This window comes from Hydrogeniiclostridium mannosilyticum (assembly GCF_003268275.1).
GTDB lineage: Bacteria > Bacillota > Clostridia > Oscillospirales > Acutalibacteraceae > Hydrogeniiclostridium > Hydrogeniiclostridium mannosilyticum.
This window is the reverse complement of sequence record NZ_QLYR01000001.1, coordinates 453,035-471,709: the sequence shown is the minus strand read 5'-3', so window position 1 is coordinate 471,709 and position 18,675 is coordinate 453,035. Positions and strand designations below refer to the sequence as shown.

General features: G+C 53.9%; 22 protein-coding genes. 18 read left to right on the top strand and 4 right to left on the bottom strand.

Features of this window, described 5'->3' with window-relative positions; all coding sequences use genetic code 11:
- Position 1 precedes the first annotated feature (1 nt).
- Together recJ and deoD are read right to left on the bottom strand one after the other, a co-directional pair.
- On the bottom strand, positions 2-2,059 hold the full coding sequence (gene recJ / locus DPQ25_RS02255; RefSeq protein ID WP_112331545.1) for a single-stranded-DNA-specific exonuclease RecJ: 2,058 nt from the start codon (positions 2,057-2,059) through the stop codon (positions 2-4).
- A gap of 192 nt (positions 2,060-2,251) precedes the next feature.
- Entirely contained in the window at positions 2,252-2,992 is a 741-nt protein-coding gene (gene deoD, locus DPQ25_RS02250; protein WP_112331544.1) for a purine-nucleoside phosphorylase, read from the bottom strand.
- Positions 2,993-3,261: 269 nt separating this feature from the next.
- Here deoD and DPQ25_RS02245 point away from each other — a divergent pair, with 269 nt between their 5' ends.
- Positions 3,262-3,681, top strand: coding sequence for an Hsp20/alpha crystallin family protein (locus DPQ25_RS02245; protein WP_112331543.1), 420 nt, complete (start codon positions 3,262-3,264; stop codon positions 3,679-3,681).
- A 73-nt stretch (positions 3,682-3,754) separates the two neighbouring features.
- On the opposite strand, the gene trmB is transcribed toward DPQ25_RS02245, so the two are convergent.
- Positions 3,755-4,414: a tRNA (guanosine(46)-N7)-methyltransferase TrmB gene (gene trmB / locus DPQ25_RS02240; protein ID WP_112331542.1), complete on the bottom strand. Its 660-nt coding sequence runs from the start codon at positions 4,412-4,414 to the stop codon at positions 3,755-3,757.
- Positions 4,415-4,719: 305 nt separating this feature from the next.
- Here trmB and DPQ25_RS02230 point away from each other — a divergent pair, with 305 nt between their 5' ends.
- From DPQ25_RS02230 to DPQ25_RS02160, 15 genes are all read left to right on the top strand, one after another.
- Positions 4,720-5,802: an FAD:protein FMN transferase gene (locus DPQ25_RS02230; RefSeq protein ID WP_112331540.1), complete on the top strand. Its 1,083-nt coding sequence runs from the start codon at positions 4,720-4,722 to the stop codon at positions 5,800-5,802.
- A 3-nt stretch (positions 5,803-5,805) separates the two neighbouring features.
- Positions 5,806-6,192, top strand: coding sequence for a NusG domain II-containing protein (locus tag DPQ25_RS02225; RefSeq protein WP_112331539.1), 387 nt, complete (start codon positions 5,806-5,808; stop codon positions 6,190-6,192).
- A 14-nt stretch (positions 6,193-6,206) separates the two neighbouring features.
- Positions 6,207-6,752: a Gx transporter family protein gene (locus DPQ25_RS02220; RefSeq protein ID WP_177576794.1), complete on the top strand. Its 546-nt coding sequence runs from the start codon at positions 6,207-6,209 to the stop codon at positions 6,750-6,752.
- Between the two features lie 14 nt (positions 6,753-6,766).
- Positions 6,767-8,107 carry an electron transport complex subunit RsxC gene (gene rsxC / locus DPQ25_RS02215; RefSeq protein WP_112332008.1) on the top strand — a complete coding sequence of 447 codons (1,341 nt, stop codon included), beginning with the start codon at positions 6,767-6,769 and terminating at the stop codon, positions 8,105-8,107.
- Positions 8,107-9,054, top strand: coding sequence for an RnfABCDGE type electron transport complex subunit D (locus DPQ25_RS02210; protein ID WP_112331537.1), 948 nt, complete (start codon positions 8,107-8,109; stop codon positions 9,052-9,054). Before rsxC ends, DPQ25_RS02210 begins: the two co-directional genes overlap by 1 nt.
- Positions 9,051-9,605, top strand: a complete 555-nt coding sequence (locus DPQ25_RS02205) for an FMN-binding protein (protein ID WP_112331536.1) — start codon at positions 9,051-9,053, stop codon at positions 9,603-9,605. The genes DPQ25_RS02210 and DPQ25_RS02205 overlap by 4 nt, the downstream gene beginning before the upstream one ends.
- A 1-nt stretch (position 9,606) precedes the next feature.
- A complete protein-coding gene (rsxE, locus tag DPQ25_RS02200; protein ID WP_112331535.1) occupies positions 9,607-10,296 on the top strand; it encodes an electron transport complex subunit RsxE in 690 nt (229 codons plus the stop codon).
- Positions 10,293-10,916 (top strand): electron transport complex protein RnfA, encoded by a 624-nt coding sequence (locus tag DPQ25_RS02195; protein ID WP_112331534.1) that lies wholly within the window; start codon positions 10,293-10,295, stop codon positions 10,914-10,916. Before rsxE ends, DPQ25_RS02195 begins: the two co-directional genes overlap by 4 nt.
- 12 nt (positions 10,917-10,928) lie before the next feature.
- A complete protein-coding gene (locus DPQ25_RS02190) occupies positions 10,929-11,747 on the top strand; it encodes an RnfABCDGE type electron transport complex subunit B (RefSeq protein WP_112331533.1) in 819 nt (272 codons plus the stop codon).
- 168 nt (positions 11,748-11,915) lie between these two features.
- Positions 11,916-12,224, top strand: coding sequence for a 50S ribosomal protein L21 (gene rplU, locus DPQ25_RS02185; RefSeq protein ID WP_112331532.1), 309 nt, complete (start codon positions 11,916-11,918; stop codon positions 12,222-12,224).
- Positions 12,224-12,544 carry a ribosomal-processing cysteine protease Prp gene (locus tag DPQ25_RS02180; protein ID WP_112331531.1) on the top strand — a complete coding sequence of 107 codons (321 nt, stop codon included), beginning with the start codon at positions 12,224-12,226 and terminating at the stop codon, positions 12,542-12,544. The genes rplU and DPQ25_RS02180 overlap by 1 nt, the downstream gene beginning before the upstream one ends.
- Positions 12,545-12,547: 3 nt before the next feature.
- Positions 12,548-12,832: a 50S ribosomal protein L27 gene (rpmA, locus tag DPQ25_RS02175; RefSeq protein ID WP_112331530.1), complete on the top strand. Its 285-nt coding sequence runs from the start codon at positions 12,548-12,550 to the stop codon at positions 12,830-12,832.
- A gap of 69 nt (positions 12,833-12,901) precedes the next feature.
- Complete coding sequence (obgE, locus tag DPQ25_RS02170) at positions 12,902-14,173, top strand: GTPase ObgE (RefSeq protein WP_112332007.1); 1,272 nt, start codon at positions 12,902-12,904, stop codon at positions 14,171-14,173.
- Between the two features lie 128 nt (positions 14,174-14,301).
- Positions 14,302-14,688, top strand: coding sequence for a Mini-ribonuclease 3 (locus tag DPQ25_RS02165; protein WP_112331529.1), 387 nt, complete (start codon positions 14,302-14,304; stop codon positions 14,686-14,688).
- Positions 14,689-14,709: 21 nt separating this feature from the next.
- On the top strand, positions 14,710-15,642 hold the full coding sequence (locus tag DPQ25_RS02160) for a YitT family protein (protein ID WP_112331528.1): 933 nt from the start codon (positions 14,710-14,712) through the stop codon (positions 15,640-15,642).
- 100 nt (positions 15,643-15,742) lie between these two features.
- Here the strand turns inward: DPQ25_RS02160 and DPQ25_RS02155 are convergent, their stop codons facing one another.
- A complete protein-coding gene (locus DPQ25_RS02155; RefSeq protein WP_112331527.1) occupies positions 15,743-15,940 on the bottom strand; it encodes a hypothetical protein in 198 nt (65 codons plus the stop codon).
- 158 nt (positions 15,941-16,098) lie between these two features.
- On the opposite strand from DPQ25_RS02155, the gene DPQ25_RS02150 reads away from it, so the two are divergent.
- Positions 16,099-17,427, top strand: coding sequence for an RsmB/NOP family class I SAM-dependent RNA methyltransferase (locus DPQ25_RS02150; protein ID WP_112332006.1), 1,329 nt, complete (start codon positions 16,099-16,101; stop codon positions 17,425-17,427).
- A gap of 111 nt (positions 17,428-17,538) precedes the next feature.
- A complete protein-coding gene (locus tag DPQ25_RS02145; protein WP_112331526.1) occupies positions 17,539-18,609 on the top strand; it encodes a branched-chain amino acid aminotransferase in 1,071 nt (356 codons plus the stop codon).
- Positions 18,610-18,675: the final 66 nt, after the last annotated feature.

Genomic DNA, 18,675 nt, shown 5'->3' with positions numbered 1-18,675 from the left:
GTCACTCCCCTTCCGTGGTTTCCGAAGCATTGGATATCTGATTTAAAATGTTGGATTGAAATAAATCCACCTTTTGGGCTGCCGGAAGAATGGAGGTTTCACAATACAGGCCGGATTGTACCCGGCGGATCAGCTTATGCTCCTGTAAAACGTCTAAGCAGATCAGCAGCCGTTCAGCGGAAAAGTGCGGCGGCATACGCGCCAGCAGTGCTTCGATGCCGCCGGAAAAAACCGGTATGCCGCGCAAATAACGGTATAATGCGGCAAAGTCCTCCCGGGCTGGCAGCAGGCGTTCTTTTTGCCTCTTTGAAAGCGGCGCACCGCTGCGTGCTCGCTCCCAAAGCGTACAACCGTCAAAAACAGCCTGAAGGTCCATCCCTGCCGGTTTATAGGCCCGTAGATGGATGGAGGTCCGCGGCGCGCCGTGGTAGTCCCGTTCCTCCAGCGTCACTGCCAGGTCCAGCAGGTCGCCGGCGCGGTACTCAAACTGTTCAACGGTGATATTGAATTTAACGCAGTGAATGATATAGTCATTCTGCATAAAGGTAAAGCGCAGGTGCTTTCCGCCGGATAGGGGTGTGATCTCCGTCAGCTTCATGTTCAGCACACCGATCAACGGCTGGGGATTTCCCTCGCCAAAGGGCTCAAGCAGCCGGAGGGCGCGGGGGATCTCCAGGCCGAGGTCCTGTGGGTTTAATACGCAGTCCACCGTTAGAGAGGGTAGGGCCCTGGGCTGTCCGGCGGCGTAGGCATTGATTGCCCGGCGGAATGCGGGGACAGCCTCCGTACATAGAGAAATGCCCGCGGCCATCGGATGGCCGCCGAATTTTGTCAGGAACCCCTTACAAGCGCATACGGCTTCGAAAAGTGAAAAGCCCTCGACGCTGCGCCCGGAGCCCTTTGCCTCATCTCCGGAGCAGGAAATGACCATACAGGGCTTGCCGTACCGGCCGGAAAGACGGGCGGCGACAATGCCGATGACCCCTGGGTTCCAGTCCGCGCCTTCAACGACAAGAATGGGTTCGTCCAGTCGTTGGGGTTCTTTTTCGAGCAGAGCAATGGCCTGTTCGCTGATATCACTTTCAATTTGCTTGCGGTACGTGTTATCCTGGTAAAGTTCCTCGGCAAGCGGGTAGGCCTCGTCGGCGTATTCGGAGAGCAGGAGCTGGACGGCTCTGGCGGGTGAACCGATTCTGCCCGCGGCATTGATGCAGGGAACAATGGAAAAGGCTACCCGCGTGGCAGTCAGCGTTTTCTCCTCCAGGCCGCACAGCTCTGCCAGCGCCCGAAGGCCGGGACGGTCGGGCTGTGCGAGCAGCTCCAGCCCCTGAATTACAAAGAGGCGGTTTTCACCTGTCAGGGGCACAATGTCCGCAATGGTGCCGATTGCCAGCAGGTCTGCGTAGCTGTCGAGCAGATCAATGCCGTTCCCTTCAACGGCGCCCTCCAGTGCGGTGACCAGCTTAAAGGCAACGCCGACACCGGAAAAGTCCTTATAAGACGAGGGGCAATCAGGCCTGTGCGGATTTACGACCGCACAGGCCTGTGGAAGCTCCGCCTGCGGGCGGTGGTGGTCGGTGATTACAACGTCAATGCCGAGTGCAGCGGCATGCCGAACCTCGGGAACCGAGGCGATGCCATTGTCAACGGTAATAATCAGGCGTACGCCTTCTGCTGCGAGCTGGTCAATGGCCTCGCAGTTCATGCCGTAGCCCTCGGTATCCCGTTCCGGGATATAATAGAGAACATCGGCGCCGCAGGTTTCAAGGTAGGAATACAGCAGGGCGGTTGCAGTAACGCCGTCGGCATCGTAGTCCCCGTAAACGGCGATCTTTTCAAAGGCCTCAATGGCATCCTGGATCCGTTGGACAGCCTTGTCCATATCGGCGAGGAGAAAAGGGTCGCTCAAGCCGGCATTGCCTGGAAACATGCTTTCCAGGCGTGCCGCATCGATGCCTCTTGCCGACAAAATACCGGCAAGAACCAAAGGAAGGCCGCTTTCCTCCGCCAATTTATTTGTGTTTGCCTGGTCATGGGGTAAAAAGTTCCAACGTTTCATAATAGCATACTGCTCCTTGTGCCTGCTGATTGCTGATATGGCTGCTGTTGATGAGCAGCTCCCCTGTAAAAATAACATTGCTAGAGAGATTGATAACGAAAAACCGGAACAAAATTCAGTCCGTAGGTTATAATATTTAATTGTAGCATTATTGCTGCGGTTATTCAATGTTTTTCTAGGGCAGCCAGGAATTTAGGCCTCGCTGGACAGCGTACAGCCGGCGGCAAGAAGCGCGAGCTCTACCATGGCCCGGAAGCCGGTTTCCCGTTCCTGTGCGGAGAGCGCTTCTCCCCTAAGCGGGCAGTCGGAGACGGTTAGAAGGGAAAGCGCGCTTTTGCCACAGCGGCTTGCATTCATGTATAAAGCGGCAGTTTCCATCTCTACGGCAAGAACACCCATCTTTTTCCATTGCAAAAGTGCGTGTTCATCATCGCCGTAGAAGAAATCAGAGGAGAGTACATTGCCGATCTGTACAGGAATTTTTAAGGTCCGCGCCGTGGTTACAGCCCTTTCCAGAAGGGGGAAGCTGGCAGTAGGGCAGAAAGAGCCCGGCAGATTGTACTGGCTGGCGTAGTTGGAATCTGTACTCGCGCCCAGGACGGCAATTACGTCCCGCAAGGCCACGGAGTCGCTGATTCCACCCGCACTGCCGATTCGAATGATGTTTTGCACGCCGTAAAAATGAAACAGCTCATAGGAATAAATACCCATAGAGGGCATCCCCATACCGCTGCCCATTACAGAGATCCGCTGCCCGCCGCAATAACCGGTATAACCAAGCATATTGCGTACGCGGTTAAAGCAAAAGGCCTCCCGCAGGTAATTTTCTGCAATCCATTTGGCACGGGCGGGGTCCCCGGGCATCAGTACGGTTTCGGCGATCTCCCCAGGACAGGCGCCGTTATGGGCGGTCGGGGCATTAAAAGCTGACATAATATTTTCCTCACTTTCGATGATGGTTGAGTTTATTAAGCAAATTTAGCACTTGGATAAAAAGAGTGCTAAAATTAAAGATTATGTCACAAATTTGTGCTTATTTATTCATAGGACGGCGATATACTAATAACTGTACAAAGGGTTTTAAAACCCCTTGCGTACAATCAATGAGGGCGGCGCTTCACAGCGGGCGCATATGGATCGCCTACAGCCCGTCATGCCTAATAATTGAATGCATCAAGTGATTTTCAGGAAGGAGCTTTGTAATGTTTGATTTAATGCCGTTTGAACGTAAAGACAACAGCCTTTTCCGGTATTTTGACGATTTTGACCGTTCGTTTTTTGGCGGCCTGCAAAACATGTGGCCATCCTGCCAGACGGATATTGTGGACCAGGGCGACCGTTATATCCTGCGCGTTGATTTGCCGGGATTTGAAAAGGAAGAGATTCACCTTGACGTGGAGGGCGGCCGCCTGACGCTTTCCGCGGAACACAAGGAGGAAAAAGAGGAAAAGGATCGTTTTGTTCGCCGGGAGCGCCGTTATGGCTCGGTAAGCCGCAGCTTTGACATCGCCAATATAGACGCAGAGAACATTAGGGCGAGCTATAAAAATGGAGTGCTGGAATTGAATATGCCGAAAAAAGCAGAACGACAGCCTCAACAGAAACCCATAGAAATTCACTGAGTTTTTATGATTAAAGGCCGGATGCCGATACAGGCATCCGGCCTTTGGCGTTTTGGAGGGCCGGCGGGCTTGTCTAGCCTATGGGGCATGCGCGCAGCGCTTTGATGGGAATACCCTTCTCCCGGAACATAAGCTCATGCTCCGTCTGAAAATTTTCCACACCGTCCAAGGGTTCAAGGGGCAGGTCATAGGTGAGCGCGGAAATCATAAACCCGCTATCCTTTACATATTGAATGGTGTCATGAAAAAGCCCGTCGTCGTCTGTTTTAAACCATAGCTCGCCGCCGGGTGAAAGCAGTTTTTTATATTCTGCTAGACGGGTGGGGTAGGTGAGCCGGCGCTTTTTATGGCGCGGGCGGGGCCACGGATTGCAGAAATTAATATATATGCGTTCGACGGTATCCCGCTCGTTCATAATGAGCGCCAGCCGTTCGATGTCAAAGGCGGTTAAGGCCACATTGTCAACGGGCGCACCGTCAAATGCGGATTCTATTTTTCTTTTTGCCGGTGCCAGTACAACATCTTTCAGGTCGATGCCCAAATAGTTGATACCAGGGTTTTGAGGAGCTGCTCCGGCAATGAAAAAGCCTTTGCCGCAACCGAGCTCCAGATGAAGCGGGTTGCCGTTGCCGAACCAGTCGTGCCATGCGCCGCGCTGCTGTTGGGGGTTGCGTATAAAAAAGGGGCAGGCATCCAGCTCGGGACCGGCCCACGGTTTATTTCTCATTCTCATGATTGACAGTGCTCCTTTATGAACAGTTTTGTTGAAATATAACGGTAGGCTTACAGGTAGAATCAAAAGGGTAAAAGAGAGGGAAAAGGAAGTGCCCGCCGCGCAGAAGGCGCGGGAGGGGCTGCGCCCCGAAAGGGAGCTTCCGCGCAACAAACTGAAGGTTTGTTGCCATTATACCACGCGCCCGTACACTGCCGCAAGTGCGGTTAAGCACGCGCGGGAGACGGCTTGTAATTTTGGGCGGTGGAAAGAAAAATTTTGCTTTTTTGAGAATTGTGCTATAATATATATTTCGGAGGGATGAGATGCAACGTCAAACAATCTATACAAATGTTACACATAAACGTCCCAGGCTGGTCATTGTACTCAGTGTTATTCTGGCGTTGACAGTCGTGGCCTTGGTGGTGCTTTGGGCCCGTTACGGCTACCGCGCAGCGCGCTTTGAAGCGACCAATTACGCGATGGGGACATATATCCAGCAAACGGTTTACGGCAGAAATGCGGAACAAGGGGCAGCCAATGCCGCGGCCGCGATTGGAGATTTGGAAAATTTGATTTCCTGGCGCGTGGAGGATTCTGACATTGCCAAGCTGAACGATCAGGCAGGCAGCCAGTGGACCACAATAGACCCGGTCACAACGGATTTGCTGGCACTGGCGCTGGAGGTCGCTGAAAAATCAGACGGTGCTTTTGACCCGACGATCCTGCCGGTGACCATGCTGTGGGATTTTGGCGGAGATAACCAGCACGTGCCGTCCCAGGAAGATTTGAACCGTTTTTTACCCTATGTCAATTACGAGGATTTACGGGTCGATGTGATGGAGTCATCCGCCTCCTTAAAATACCATTATATGGGGATTGACCTGGGCGCACTCGGCAAAGGCGCCGCTGCGGATGAAGCTGTTGCCGCTTATGAGGCCTCCGGTGTCGATGCAGCTGTGGTAGCTGTCGGCGGCAGTGTGGGCGTCTATGGAGAGAAAAAGGACGGCTCTTTATGGAGCATCGCGGTGCGCGACCCCAAGGCGGGCGACGAGGGCACTTCACTGGGCACCTTGGAGATCGCCTCGGGCTTTGTTTCTACTTCCGGCTCCTACGAGAAAACCTTTGAAGAGAATGGATCCGTCTACCATCATCTTCTGAATCCGAAAACCGGTATGCCGGAAAATAACGGCCTCGTTTCCGTGACGGTGACACATACAAGAGGCGCGGTCAGCGATGCGCTTTCGACAGCCTGCTTTATTATGGGTGAGGAAAAGGGCCGGGCGCTTCTGGAAGAATACGGGGCCGGCGGCATCTTTATTTATGAGGACGGCCGGGTTGTTGTGACGGAAAACCTGAAGGATGCGTTCCGTCTGACTGAAACTGCCACCTACCGCTTAGAGAGTTAAGCCATGGCTGTTTCAAAAAAGGCGGTGTGCAAGGGCGATGTTTTTCTTATAACTGCTTTACTTCTGTTAGCGCTGGGGCTGTTTCTTTGGTTTACGGCACTGCCTGTGCGGTCCGGGGCAACTGCAGTGGTGGAGATAGACGGGGACGAAGTGGCCCGGTATGAGCTGTCCCGGCAGACAGAGGAAAGAATCGTTGAACTGGGCGGGGCTTATCGGGTACAGCTTCGTCTAGCTCCAGGAGAAATTGCCTTTTACCATTCCGGCTGCCCGGATCAAACCTGTGTGCGCACGGGAACATTGCGCACACCCGGGCAGGTTGCGGTGTGCCTGCCGGCCCGGGTCAGCGTGCGGATTGTCGGTGAAGAACCGTATGATGGGATGACGGGGTAGAATGGAGGATGGCAATGCGGGAAAAGCCTTTTTCGCCGGCTGCGTCCAGAACCGCCTTGTACGGCCTGCTTGGCGCACTGGCACTGGTGCTGTCGGCGGCCGAAAATATGATTCCGCCCGTTCCGGTCTTACCGCCCGGTGCAAAGCTGGGGCTGTCCAACCTGGTAACAATGTTTGCGGTCAATGCATTAGGGTTGGCGCCCGCGCTTTTTATTACGCTTCTAAAGAGTCTGTTTGCGGGGCTTACCAGAGGGGTTCTTGCCTCGGTTATGAGTCTGGCGGGCGGGCTCGCCAGCACATTGGCCATGTGGCTTGTGTGCAGGCCGCGGCGGCAGCTGGCTGGCGCGGTTGGGTTCGGTGTGGTTGGCGCTGTAGCGCATAATTTCGGTCAATTCTGGGTGGCGTTTTTCTTAACGACCCCCGCGGTGGTATATTATATTCCCTGGCTGCTTTCATTCGGTGTTTTATCGGGTGTTCTGACCGGCCTGGTGTTCTGTGTCACAATGCCTTTATTACATAGATATTTTCCCGGGCCTAACGCCGGGAAAAACAGGAGGTAAGAAAAGTGGATGTGATGTTTCCGAGCAAACCGTTTCCGACACATGGCGGGGCGGAGGTTCCCCACTGCAAAAACACAGCTCAGATGGAGTCTGCGGTTTTGCCCTGCCCGGACCAGGTGGTGCTTCCCATGCAGCAGCACGTAGGCGCGCCCTGCAAGCCGCTCGTCAAGGTAGGGGACCCTGTCTTTCTCGGGCAGAAAATTGCCGACAGCGATGCCTTTATCAGTGCGCCGATTCACGCAAGCATCTCGGGCAAAGTCAGCGCGATTACCAAGGTGATGCTTCCGGGTGGCCAATTCACCGATGCGATTGTCATTGACTCGGACGGCGAAATGAAGCTGGATCCTGCGATTCAGCCGCCCAAGGTGGATGCCCCGGAGGAACTGGTCAACGCTGTCCATGAATCCGGCCTTGTCGGGCTTGGCGGCGCGGGTTTTCCTGCCTATGTGAAGCTGAAGGTGCCGAAGGACAAGCGTTTGGACACCCTGATTGTCAATGTTGCGGAGTGTGAGCCTTACATAACAGCCGATAACCGTGAGGCCATAGAAAATTCCTGGGCGGTGCTGTCCGGCGTTTATGCCATAAAGGATTTATTGAAGCTGGACCGCGTGATCATTGCGGTGGAGAATAATAAACCGGAGGTCATTGAAACCCTGCGTAAAATCGCCGAAAGTGAGGAGCGCGACCCGGAGAACCGGGTTCGCGTATTGCCGCTGAAAGCGAGTTACCCCCAGGGCGCGGAAAAGGTACTGGTAAAAGCATGCACCAACCGCGTGATTCCGCTGGGCAAGCTGCCTGCCGACGTAGGCTGTCTGGTTATGAACGTGACGTCGGTGGCCTTCCTGGCAAACTACCTGAAAACAGGTGTTCCGCTGGTGAAAAAACGTGTGACAATAGATGGATCGGCAGTGGAGTACCCGCAGAATGTCATTGTGCCAATCGGCACCAAAATCGCAGATGTCATTGCCTTTTGCGGGGGCTATAAAAAGCCGCCCAAGAAGATTTTAATGGGCGGCCCGATGATGGGCATTGCTTTGGCCAGCGACCAGCTGCCTGTTTTAAAGCAGAACAACGGTATTTTGGCCTTTGCCGAGGAGGATTCCCGCCTGCCGGAGCCGACGGCGTGTATCCGCTGCGGCCGCTGTGTAAAGGGGTGCCCGATGAACCTGGAGCCGACGCTGCTTGAAAAATATGCGGAGCTGAAGCGCCCGAAGGAGTTGACGGATCTCGGCATTATGTGCTGTATGGAGTGCGGTACATGCGTGTTTAACTGTCCGGCGCATCGCCCGCTTGTACAAGCCATCCGTATGGGCAAGGCGCTCGTTAAGAACAGCCAGAACGGAGGGAAAAAGTAATGGAGACAAATTTGATTGTATCCTCCTCGCCGCATATGAGGAGCGGCGCTTCGACACAGAAGATCATGCTGGACGTTATCATTGCGCTGACACCTGCGGCAATAGCCTCCTGCGTGATTTTCGGCTGGAGCGCGCTGCTGCTGATTGTACTCTGTGTGGCGACCTGTGTGCTCAGCGAATTTATCTGCCGCAAGGTCATGAAACGGGAAAATACCATCTCTGACCTGAGCGCGGTGGTCACTGGCATTTTGCTGGCGTTTAACCTGCCGCCGACGATTCACCCGCTCATTGCGGTATTCGGCGGTGTCGCCGCCATTGTGGTGGTCAAGCAGATGTTCGGCGGCATTGGGCAGAATTTTGTCAATCCCGCATTGACGGCAAGAATTATTCTGATGAGTTCGTTCCCTTCAAAGATGAGCACCTGGGCCTCTCCCTTTTACTACCTGGGCAGCTCCGATGCTATGACGACCGCCACACCGCTGAGCTTGTTGGCGCAGGGGCAGACGGACCAGCTCCCGAGCTACCTGAATATGCTTGCCGGCGTACGGGGCGGCTGCCTGGGCGAGACCTGCGCGGTGGCGCTGCTTGTCGGCGGGGTTTATCTGATTGCCAGAAAGGTCATCAGTCCAGTGATTCCGGTGTGTTACCTGGGAACGGCGGCACTGATTTCGTTGGTGGCGGGGCGCGATGTTTTGCTGGATCTGCTTTCCGGCGGCCTGCTGCTGGGCGCCATTTTCATGGCGACGGACTATGTTACCAGCCCCATCAATTTCAAGGGCCGCATCGTTTTTGCGGTAGGCTGCGGCGTCATTACTATGTTGATTCGCATGTTCGGCGCGCTGCCGGAGGGCGTCTCATTCTCCATTGTACTCATGAATATCCTGGTGCCGTTGATTGAGCGCGTCACGCGCCCGCGTCCGTTCGGAAAGGAGCGTGTGAAGCAATGAAGGTGAAGATTACAGCGAAAGAGGTCTTAAAGCCGGCCTTATCTCTGTTTGTTTTTTGCCTAGTTATGACGCTGCTGCTGGCGGGAACCAATTTGCTGACAAAGGACATGATTAAAGAGCAGGAGCTCAAAACAGAGGAAACTGCCAGAAAGGTGGTTTTTGCCTCAGCCGACAGCTTCGAGGCAAAGGATGGGTATTTTCTTGCCCTCAAGGACGGGGAAACCATTGGGTATATATTTACAACAGAGGCCGACAGCTACGGCGGTGCGCTGAAGGTGATGACCGGCATCAGTGAGGCGGGGAAGGTGACGGGGGTTTCCATCCTTTCCATCGATGATACGCCGGGCCTTGGCATGAACGCGAAAAATGAAAGTTTTCGCGGCCAGTATTTGCAGGACGTCCCGGCTGCCGGCTTCGAGGTGGTAACAGACGGCGGGGCCGGCGAGGGGGAAATCAACGCCCTTACGGGCGCCACCATTACCAGCAAGGCCGTGACAACTGCGGTTAATGAAGCTGTCAGTCAATTTAATAATTTAAAGGCGGGTGATTGAGATGGCAAAACAGGAAAAAACACTGCTGCAGGAGTTTACCAAGGGCATTATTAAGGAAAATCCTGTTTTGCGCCTGGTGCTCGGAACCTGTGCGACCCTGGCGGTCAGTACCGCGGCGAGCAACGCCATCGGCATGGGCCTGGCGACGACTTTCGTTCTGGTGTGTTCTAATGCCGTGATTTCCCTCTTGCGGAATGTAATTCCGGATAAGGTGCGCATCCCTTCCTATATCACGATTATCGCGGCGTTTGTGACCATTGTGCAGATGTTTATCAAGGCGTTTTCGCCGGAGCTGGACAGCGCGCTCGGCATCTACCTGCCGCTGATTGTAGTCAACTGCATTATTTTAGGGCGTGCGGAGATGTTTGCCAATAAGCACAGGGTGCTTCCCTCTATTGTGGATGGCCTTGGAATGGGCGTTGGCTTTACCGCGACACTGCTGGCCATGGGCATCATCCGGGAGCTCCTGGGCTCCGGCACTATTTTCGGCCTGCCGGTTACAGCCGGCTTCATGGACCCTATTCTCATCTTCATTCTGCCGCCGGGAGGGTTTTTCGTCTTTGGCCTGCTGATTGCCCTGGCCAATAAGCTCTCAGGTGAGGGAAAAAGGCCGGAGGAAATGGGTTGTGCGGGCTGCCCGCTGGCGGCAAATTGCTCAAAGCTGCAGGAAAAGGAGGCCGGTAAAAAATGAATGGCGATACAATTAAAGGCTTGGTTTCCATTTTTCTGGCCGCAATTTTGACAGAAAACTATATTTTGAATAAATTTTTGGGCATATGCCCTTTTCTGGGGGTTTCTAAAAAGCTGAATACAGCTGCCAGCATGAGCGCGGCGGTAACGCTGGTCATGGTGATTGCAACCGCGGCGACCTGGCCACTCTATTACGGCATCCTGGTGCCCAATGGCATAGAATATCTACAGACGATCGTATTTATTTTGATTATTGCGGCGCTTGTCCAGCTGATTGAAATTATTTTGAAACGTTATATGCCGCCGCTGTACAATGCACTTGGCATCTATCTGCCGCTGATTACCACAAACTGCGCGGTGCTCGGCGTTACCATGCTGGTCATTGACAAGCACACGGCAGCGCCGGATTCCTTTGGCTTTATACAGGCGTTGGTCAACGCTTTCGGTTCGGGCATAGGGTTCCTGGTGGCCATGGTAATTTTTGCCGGCGTACGGGAACGCCTTGAAACGGCTGATGTGCCCAAATGCCTGCGCGGGCTGCCGATTACACTGATTGCGGCCTCCCTGGTTGCTGTGTCCTTCCTCGGATTCCAGGGCCTGGTTGACGGGATGCTGGGTTAAGGAGGAAGAAAAATGAATGAAATTTTGATTCCTGTATTGTTGGTTGCGGGCATTGGCTTGGTTGCCGGGCTTGGGCTGGCGGTTGCTTCTATTGTAATGGCGGTGCCGAAGGATGAAAAGGCGGAAGAGATTTTGGCTGTGCTGCCGGGGGCAAACTGTGGAGCCTGCGGCTTTTCCGGCTGCTCCGGCTATGCGGCTGCCCTGGCAAAGGGAGAGGCAAAACCCGGATTGTGCGCCCCGGGTGGGGCGGATGTAGCCGCGGAAGTTTCCAAAATTCTGGGAGTTGAAGGGGCTGCGGTTGAGCGTCAGGTTGCTGTTGTCCACTGTATGGGCAGCTATGACTATACCAGCGACAAGATGGAATACCAGGGCATCCGCAGCTGTGCGGCCGCCGCTCTGCTGGCTGGCGGTGTAACGAGCTGCCGGTTTGGCTGTATGGGCATGGGCGACTGCGCCAGCGCCTGCCAATATGGGGCTATTGAGGTTTGCAACGGTGTTGCCAGGATTGACCCCGAGCGTTGTAAGGGCTGCTCCATGTGCATTAAGGCGTGCCCGAAACAGCTGATTTCCTTTGTGCCCTATAAGCCTCAGGCGGTGGTGCGCTGCAGCAGCTGCGATAAGGGCGCGGAGACGATGAAGGTCTGCAAGATTGGCTGTATTGGCTGTAAGAAATGCGAACGTATCTGTGAAAGCGATGCCATCCATGTGGTGGATTTTCATGCGGTGGTGGACCCGGAGAAATGCACTGCCTGCGGGAAGTGCGCGGAGGCGTGTCCGCGCCATTGCATTAGTATGATGAATACGGCAGCGGAGGCCCCTGAGACCGCATAAATTTTTGTTTGAAACTCCCCGGCTCGTACCGGGGAGTTTTTTGCACTCAAATATTGACAGGAATAAGGAAATATGGTAAACTAGTTAAGCCGCTTATTACGGGCTCTTTTAAGTGGGTAACCCGCCTGGTAGTAGCGAGTTCATAGAAAAGGTAGGAAAACAGGATTCATGTATGCAGTAATTGAAACCGGCGGCAAGCAGTACAAGGTACAGTACGGCGACGTCATTTTTGTTGAAAAGCTTGCAGCTGCTGAGGATGAGCAGGTTACATTCCAGGTTGTCGCGCTCGGCGGCGAGGATGGCCTGAAGGTTGGCACTCCTTATGTGGAGGGCGCTACGGTTACCGGTAAGGTTATGAAAAACGGTAAGGCGAAGAAAATTACGGTTTTCACCTACAAGCCGAAGAAGAACGCGAAGCGCAAAATGGGGCATCGCCAGCCGTATACGAAGGTTCAGATTGAGGCCATTAACGCTTAATGATAGCCGCTGATTTTATGACGGACCCCGGGGGCTTATTGCTGGGGTTCCGATTGAGCGGGCACTCGGGAAGCGCGGCGCAGGGTGAAGATATCATTTGCGCGGCCGTTTCTTCCGCGGCCTACATGGCAGCCAATACGGTTTCCGGCGTTATTCATGCGCAGGCGGAAATTTCTGCTTGCGACGGTTATATGCAGGTCAGGGTGGATGAACGTGCGGCCCCGCGTTGCCAGGATGTCCTGGAAGGCTTAAAACTTCATTTGCTGGGGCTGGAAGAACAGTACCCCAAAAACATTAAAGTAAGTTATGTGGAGGTGTAAACCATGCTGAAGATTAATATCCAGCTGTTTGCTCATAAAAAGGGAATGGGTTCTACGAAAAACGGTCGTGATTCCGAGTCTAAGCGCCTCGGTGTTAAGCGTGCAGACGGCCAGTTTGTTTTGGCAGGTAACATCCTGGTAAAACAGCGCGGTACCCACATTCATCCCGGTGAGAACGTCGGCAGGGGTTCTGACGATTCCCTGTTCGCGCTGGTAGACGGAAAAGTTTGCTTTGAGCGTATGGGCCGTGACCGCAAAAAGGTCAGTGTTTATACTGTAGAGCAGTAAGAGACAGGTCGTCTGAAACCCGGGCAGCATGCCCGGGTTTTTTTGATGAAGGGAGGATGTGTAGCGATGATCTTTATAGATCAGGCTAAAATTACCATCAAGGCCGGAAACGGCGGAAACGGCGCGGTTTCCTTCCGGCGGGAAAAATATGTGGCCTCTGGCGGACCTGACGGCGGCGACGGCGGCCGTGGCGGCAACATTGTTTTCCAGGTGGACGACAACCTTTCCACCTTGGCGGATTTTCGTTACCGGCGTAAGTATGAAGCTGCTAACGGAGAGGACGGCAAGGGGAAACGCTGTTTTGGCAGAAACGCGGAGGATCTGGTTATCCGGGTACCGAGAGGGACGCTGCTTAAAGAGGCGGCGAGCGGGCGCATCGTTGCAGATATTTCCGGTGACGAACCTCAAATTATCGCCCGAGGGGGCAAGGGGGGCTGGGGCAATGCGCATTTTGCCACACCGACCCGCCAGACGCCGCGCTTTGCCAAACCCGGTATTCCGGGCGAGGCGCTGGAATTGACCTTGGAGCTCAAGCTGCTGGCGGACGTGGGCTTGGTAGGCTACCCTAATGTGGGAAAATCCACCTTGGTTTCCGTGGTCAGCGAGGCTAAGCCCAATATTGCCAATTACCATTTCACCACCCTGACGCCTGTGCTGGGGGTAGTCCGGTTGGGGCCGGAACGCTCTTTTGTCATGGCCGACATTCCGGGCCTCATCGAAGGCGCGGGAGATGGCGTTGGCCTGGGGCACCAGTTCCTGCGCCATGTAGAACGCTGCCGGCTGCTGGTCCACATTGTAGATGTATCCGGCAGTGAGGGGCGCGACCCGAAGGATGATTTCCGCATTATCATGGAGGAACTAGGTAAGTTTAACGCGGAACTTGCCAGCCGCCCAATGCTGGTGGCGGGCAATAAGTGCGACCTTGCAACCGAGGAGCAGATAGAGGATTTCCGCGCTTTTGTGGAGCAGCAGGGCTATACGTTTTTCCCCATTATGGCAGCGATCCGCTACGATGTCGATCCGTTGCTCAACCGGATTTCTGAGCTTTTGTCTACGCTGCCGCCGATCCGCGCTTATGATCCGGAGCCTGTTCCACAGGTCGAGGCGGAGAAAATCGGCAAAAAAGAGGTGCAGATTACGGAACGCGACGGGGTTTATTTTGTCGAGGGCGAGTGGCTGCTGCATATACTGCATTCCGTCAATTTTGACGACTATGAGTCCCTGCAGTATTTTCAGCGGGTGCTGATTTCCACAGGTGTTATCGATGCGCTGCGCGCCGCGGGAGTACAGGAGGGCGACACGGTCAGCCTCTATGACCTGGAATTTGATTTTGTGGAGTAAGATCGGCCTGATTCCTTTGTTTACCACGATGTTTTAATTAAAGCGGAGCCTGGCTTTTGTATCTTAATAAAGCGAGCCGGAAAGAAAACTTTACCAGTTGTGTTAAAGTTCAAGAATGGGGGAAAACTATGGAAAGATTTTTAGGGGCTGAATGCGACCCCCGGCAAATGAGTCCGTTGACGCTGGCCTTCATTGGCGACGGCGTTTTTGAGGTATTTGTGCGGGAGTCGCTGGTGTGCAAGGCAAATTGCCCGGTTAAAAAGCTTCACAACCGGGCGGTTTCCATGGTTTGCTGTAAAGCCCAGGCAGAGGCCGCTCGCCTGCTGCTTCCGGTGATGACCGAGGAGGAAAAAGAGGTCTACATGCGCGGCAGAAATGCACACGTGAACCATGTCCCTAAAAATGCAGAGGTTGCTGATTATCATGCAGCGACGGCTGTGGAGGCTGTTTTCGGGTATCTCTACTTGAAAGGGGAGCTCGTTCGCCTGCGGCAGCTGTTTGATATGCTGGCATAGCATACGCGGAAGGAGTGTTATATGCGGGGAACGGCATCGGAAAAAAAGCCTGTTGCTTTTTTAAAGGATTTTTTGTTTTTTATTATTGGCGGCGCGCTATATGCGGCTTCGGTAAGGATATTTACAGCGCCAAATCAAATTGCGCCCGGTGGTGTTACGGGCCTTTCCACCGTTATAAACTATTTGATCGGTGTGCCGATTGGCACGCTTTCTTTTCTGCTGAACATCCCTATTTTTGTATGGGCGGTCATTGCGCTGGGCTTTAAAACGGTGGCGAAGACGATAGCGGCGACTTTTTTGATGTCCGCCGCTATTGATCTATTCAGTTTGCTTGTTCCAGGGACCTTTAGTCCCTATATGGGCAACCCGCTGCTGGCGGCAATTTGCGGCGGCCTGCTGGAGGGGGCCGGCCTGTCCATGGTGTTTTTGAGGGGAGGCACGACCGGTGGGTCGGACATGGTCGCGCGCCTTTTAGGCGCTAGGGTTCCTCATATTTCTATGGGCAAACTGATTTTTGCCGTTGACTGTGTGGTTATTTTAATTTCCGCCTTTGTCTATCGTAGTTTGGAAAGCGCGCTTTATGCCGGGATTACTATTTTTATTTCCTCGCGGGTTATTGACGCGATTCTGTATGGCACGGATGCCGGAACCGGAAAATTTATTCTGATTATCTCTGAAAAGAATGAGGAGATCGCGCGGGACATCCTAGGGAATATTGAGCGCGGCGTTACACGGCTGCAAGCGAAAGGCGGCTATAGCGGGCGTAACGGCGAGGTGCTCCTCTGTGCGGTTCGGCGGTATGAGGTTGCAGGGGTAAAGGAAATTATTCATGCCCATGACCCGGCTGCGTTTGTAATTGTCGGAGAGGCCGGTGAAATTCGCGGCGAGGGGTTTCGCCGCATTAACGCTGCCGCAAAGGGAAGAAAGAAAAAATCTACCCGGGCAAAACGATAGCACTTCCCCGCCTTTTATGCACTCTGTTTTTCTCAAAAAGAAAGAAGGCAGGAGCCTTTGTTTTATAAAACAAAAGCGCCTGCCTTCTGTTTAGGCTTTTTTAGTTCTGGGAGTTTCTGTGGCAGTTCTCAGCGTTGTTAGCTCCATTAGAAGCGTTGGAGGAATTGCTGTTGCTGTAAGAATTGCTCTTCTTGTTGGAAGCGTTGGAATTATTGGCCTTATTTGTGCTGTTGTTGGCGTTATTTGCCTTGTTGGTGCCGTTGCAGTTATTCGCCTGATTGTTTGTTCTGTTATCCAAATTTCTCACCCCCTTCGTTGCTAGTATGGGTTAATGGATTTGAATTTATTCAGAATTTTTTGGCGGTTTAGCCCAATATGTACCTTGCGGCAGCCTGTCTTACGGATACGGTAAGAGCATAGGCAAAAAAATCAATGAAATTAAAGGCAGCTGAGAATATGAAAAAATTACCAGTTGAATTTTTAACCCGTATGAAGAGGCTTTTGGGCAGCGAATACCCTGCCTTTGAGCGGAGTTATGAGCAGCCGCCGTTTCGGGGGCTTCGTTGGAATCCGCTGAAGTGCGGGCGGGAACGGTTTGAGGCTCTTTTGGACAGGCCGCTTCAGCGGGCCCCATTTTCTCCTTTTACCTATTATGTGCCTGAAACAATGGATCGGCTGGGGCACTCTTATCTGCACCATGCGGGCGCCTTTTATGTGCAGGAGCCCTCCGCTGCCTCCGCAGTGACGGTACTGGACCCCAGGCCCGGTGAACGGGTGTTGGATTTGTGCGCGGCCCCGGGGGGCAAGTCGGCTCAGATTGCGGCCTGCCTGGCGGGAACCGGCCTGCTGTGGAGTAATGAAGTTATTCGCAAGCGGGCGGCGATCCTGCTATCCAATATCGAACGCATGGGTGTGCGCAACGCGGTGGTGTCCTCCTGCGAGGTGGAGCGCCTGTGCGGCAGGTTATATGCGTTTTTTGATAAGATTCTAGTAGATGCCCCCTGTTCCGGTGAAGGAATGTTCCGGCGTGAGGGGGAGGCTGCCGCGGAGTGGAGTCCGGAGCATGTACAGGCCTGTGCCCGCCGCCAGCAGGAAATATTGAACCATGCGGTTCAAGCGCTGCGGCCCGGTGGACGGCTGGTGTATTCCACTTGCACTTTTTCACCGGAAGAAAACGAGGGCGTCGTCGAGGCTTTTTTAGGCGCTCATCCGGATTTTGAGCTGGAGGACTGCGGAGTCCATTGGGGGCGTCCGGCCTTGGGTGGAAAGGCGAGGCGTATTTATCCGATGGATGGTGGCGAGGGGCATTTTGTGGCCGCGCTACGCCGCGTGAATACTGCGGAAACGAGCCCGCCGCAAGGACAGGCAGCCTGGGGGCAGCCCTCGCAGGCTGTCCGGGAATTTTGCCGGGAGGTTTACCGGTTTGCCGGCCTGCAGCCGATGCTGAAAGCCGGCGAACAGTTTTATCTGCTGCCGGAGGGAGTTCCAGGCCTGGATGGCCTGGGGGTTCTGCGGGCCGGGTTCCCGGTCTGTGAAGAAAAGAAGGGCCGTTTAGAGCCCTGCCATGCCGCCTTTATGGCGGCCAAGCCGGAGGAATTGGTCCAGCTTGTACCGCTTGAGCCTGGGGAGTGTGCCGGACGCTTCCTGCGCGGGGAAGAAATAGAGCTGCCGCCCACTATGAAGGGATGGTGCGGCGTAACGATCGCGGACATGACCGTTGGCTTTGGCAAGGCCAGCGGTGGGCGGCTGAAGAACCGCTATCCAAAAGGGCTGCGGAACCATTGAGCGCATACCGGCGGTTTTTCTAAAAAAATGCAACCGTCATCAGCCTTTGCCTTGAATTTTTGGATGGAAAATGATAAGATTAGTTTATTCTTAGGAAAGAGGGCATTCATCATGCAGGAAATCAAAGTAGAATTAACGAAGAATCCCAAGGAAAAACCGGCGCCCGGGGCCCCACTGCCCTTTGGTACGATTTTTACGGACCATATGTTTATTATGGATTATGATTTGGGACAGGGCTGGCATGATCCGCGAATTGTTCCATACGGCCCCATTGAGATGGAGCCCTCCGCAATGTGCTTGCACTACGGGCAGTCTGTTTTTGAAGGAATGAAGGCTTACCGTGCGGTGGATGGCCGTATTCTGCTGTTTCGCCCCGATAAAAATATGGCGCGGCTCAATGTCTCAAACGACCGCCTCTGCATTCCGCAGATCGATGAAAAGTTTGCGGAGAAGGCAATTGAAAAGCTGGTTTCCATTGACCGGGATTGGGTTCCCTCCGGTGAGGGGGCTTCGCTTTATATTCGTCCGTTTATCATCGGTGTGGACCCGCATGTCGGCGTGCATCCGGCTCACCACTTGATGTTTATGGTGATATGCTGTCCGGTAGGCGCTTATTACCCGGAAGGGCTGAACCCGGTTAAGATTTATGTCGAGAAAAACTATGTGCGCGCGGTGCGCGGCGGCATGGGTTATACCAAGACGGCAGGCAACTATGCAGCCTCTCTGAAAGCGCAGGACGAAGCGGAAAAGCAGGACTATACCCAGGTGCTTTGGCTGGACGGCGTGGAACGCAAATATATTGAAGAAGTCGGCACGATGAATGTTTTCTTTGTCATTGATGACGAGGTGGTTACACCGGAACTGCAGGGCTCCATCCTCTCTGGAATTACAAGAATGTCCTGCATCGATATGATGCGGCATTGGGGGATGAAGGTTACCGAGCGCAAAATCTCCATTGATGAGGTGGCGCGGGCAGCGCAGGAGGGTCGCTTAAAGGAGGCCTTTGGCAGCGGTACCGCGGCGGTTATTTCTCCGATTGGCCACTTGAAATGGGGCGATGTGGTGATGGAGATCAACAAGGGGGAGATCGGCCCGGTTTCTCAAAAGCTCTACGATACATTGACCGGAATCCAGTGGGGGAAGGTCAAAGATGAGTTTGGATGGACGGTAGAGGTTCAGTAAGCGTCAACAGGGTCTGAACGTTTTTAATTCAGCAGGCGGGTCTGCTCGTAGCGAGGAGAATTGCCT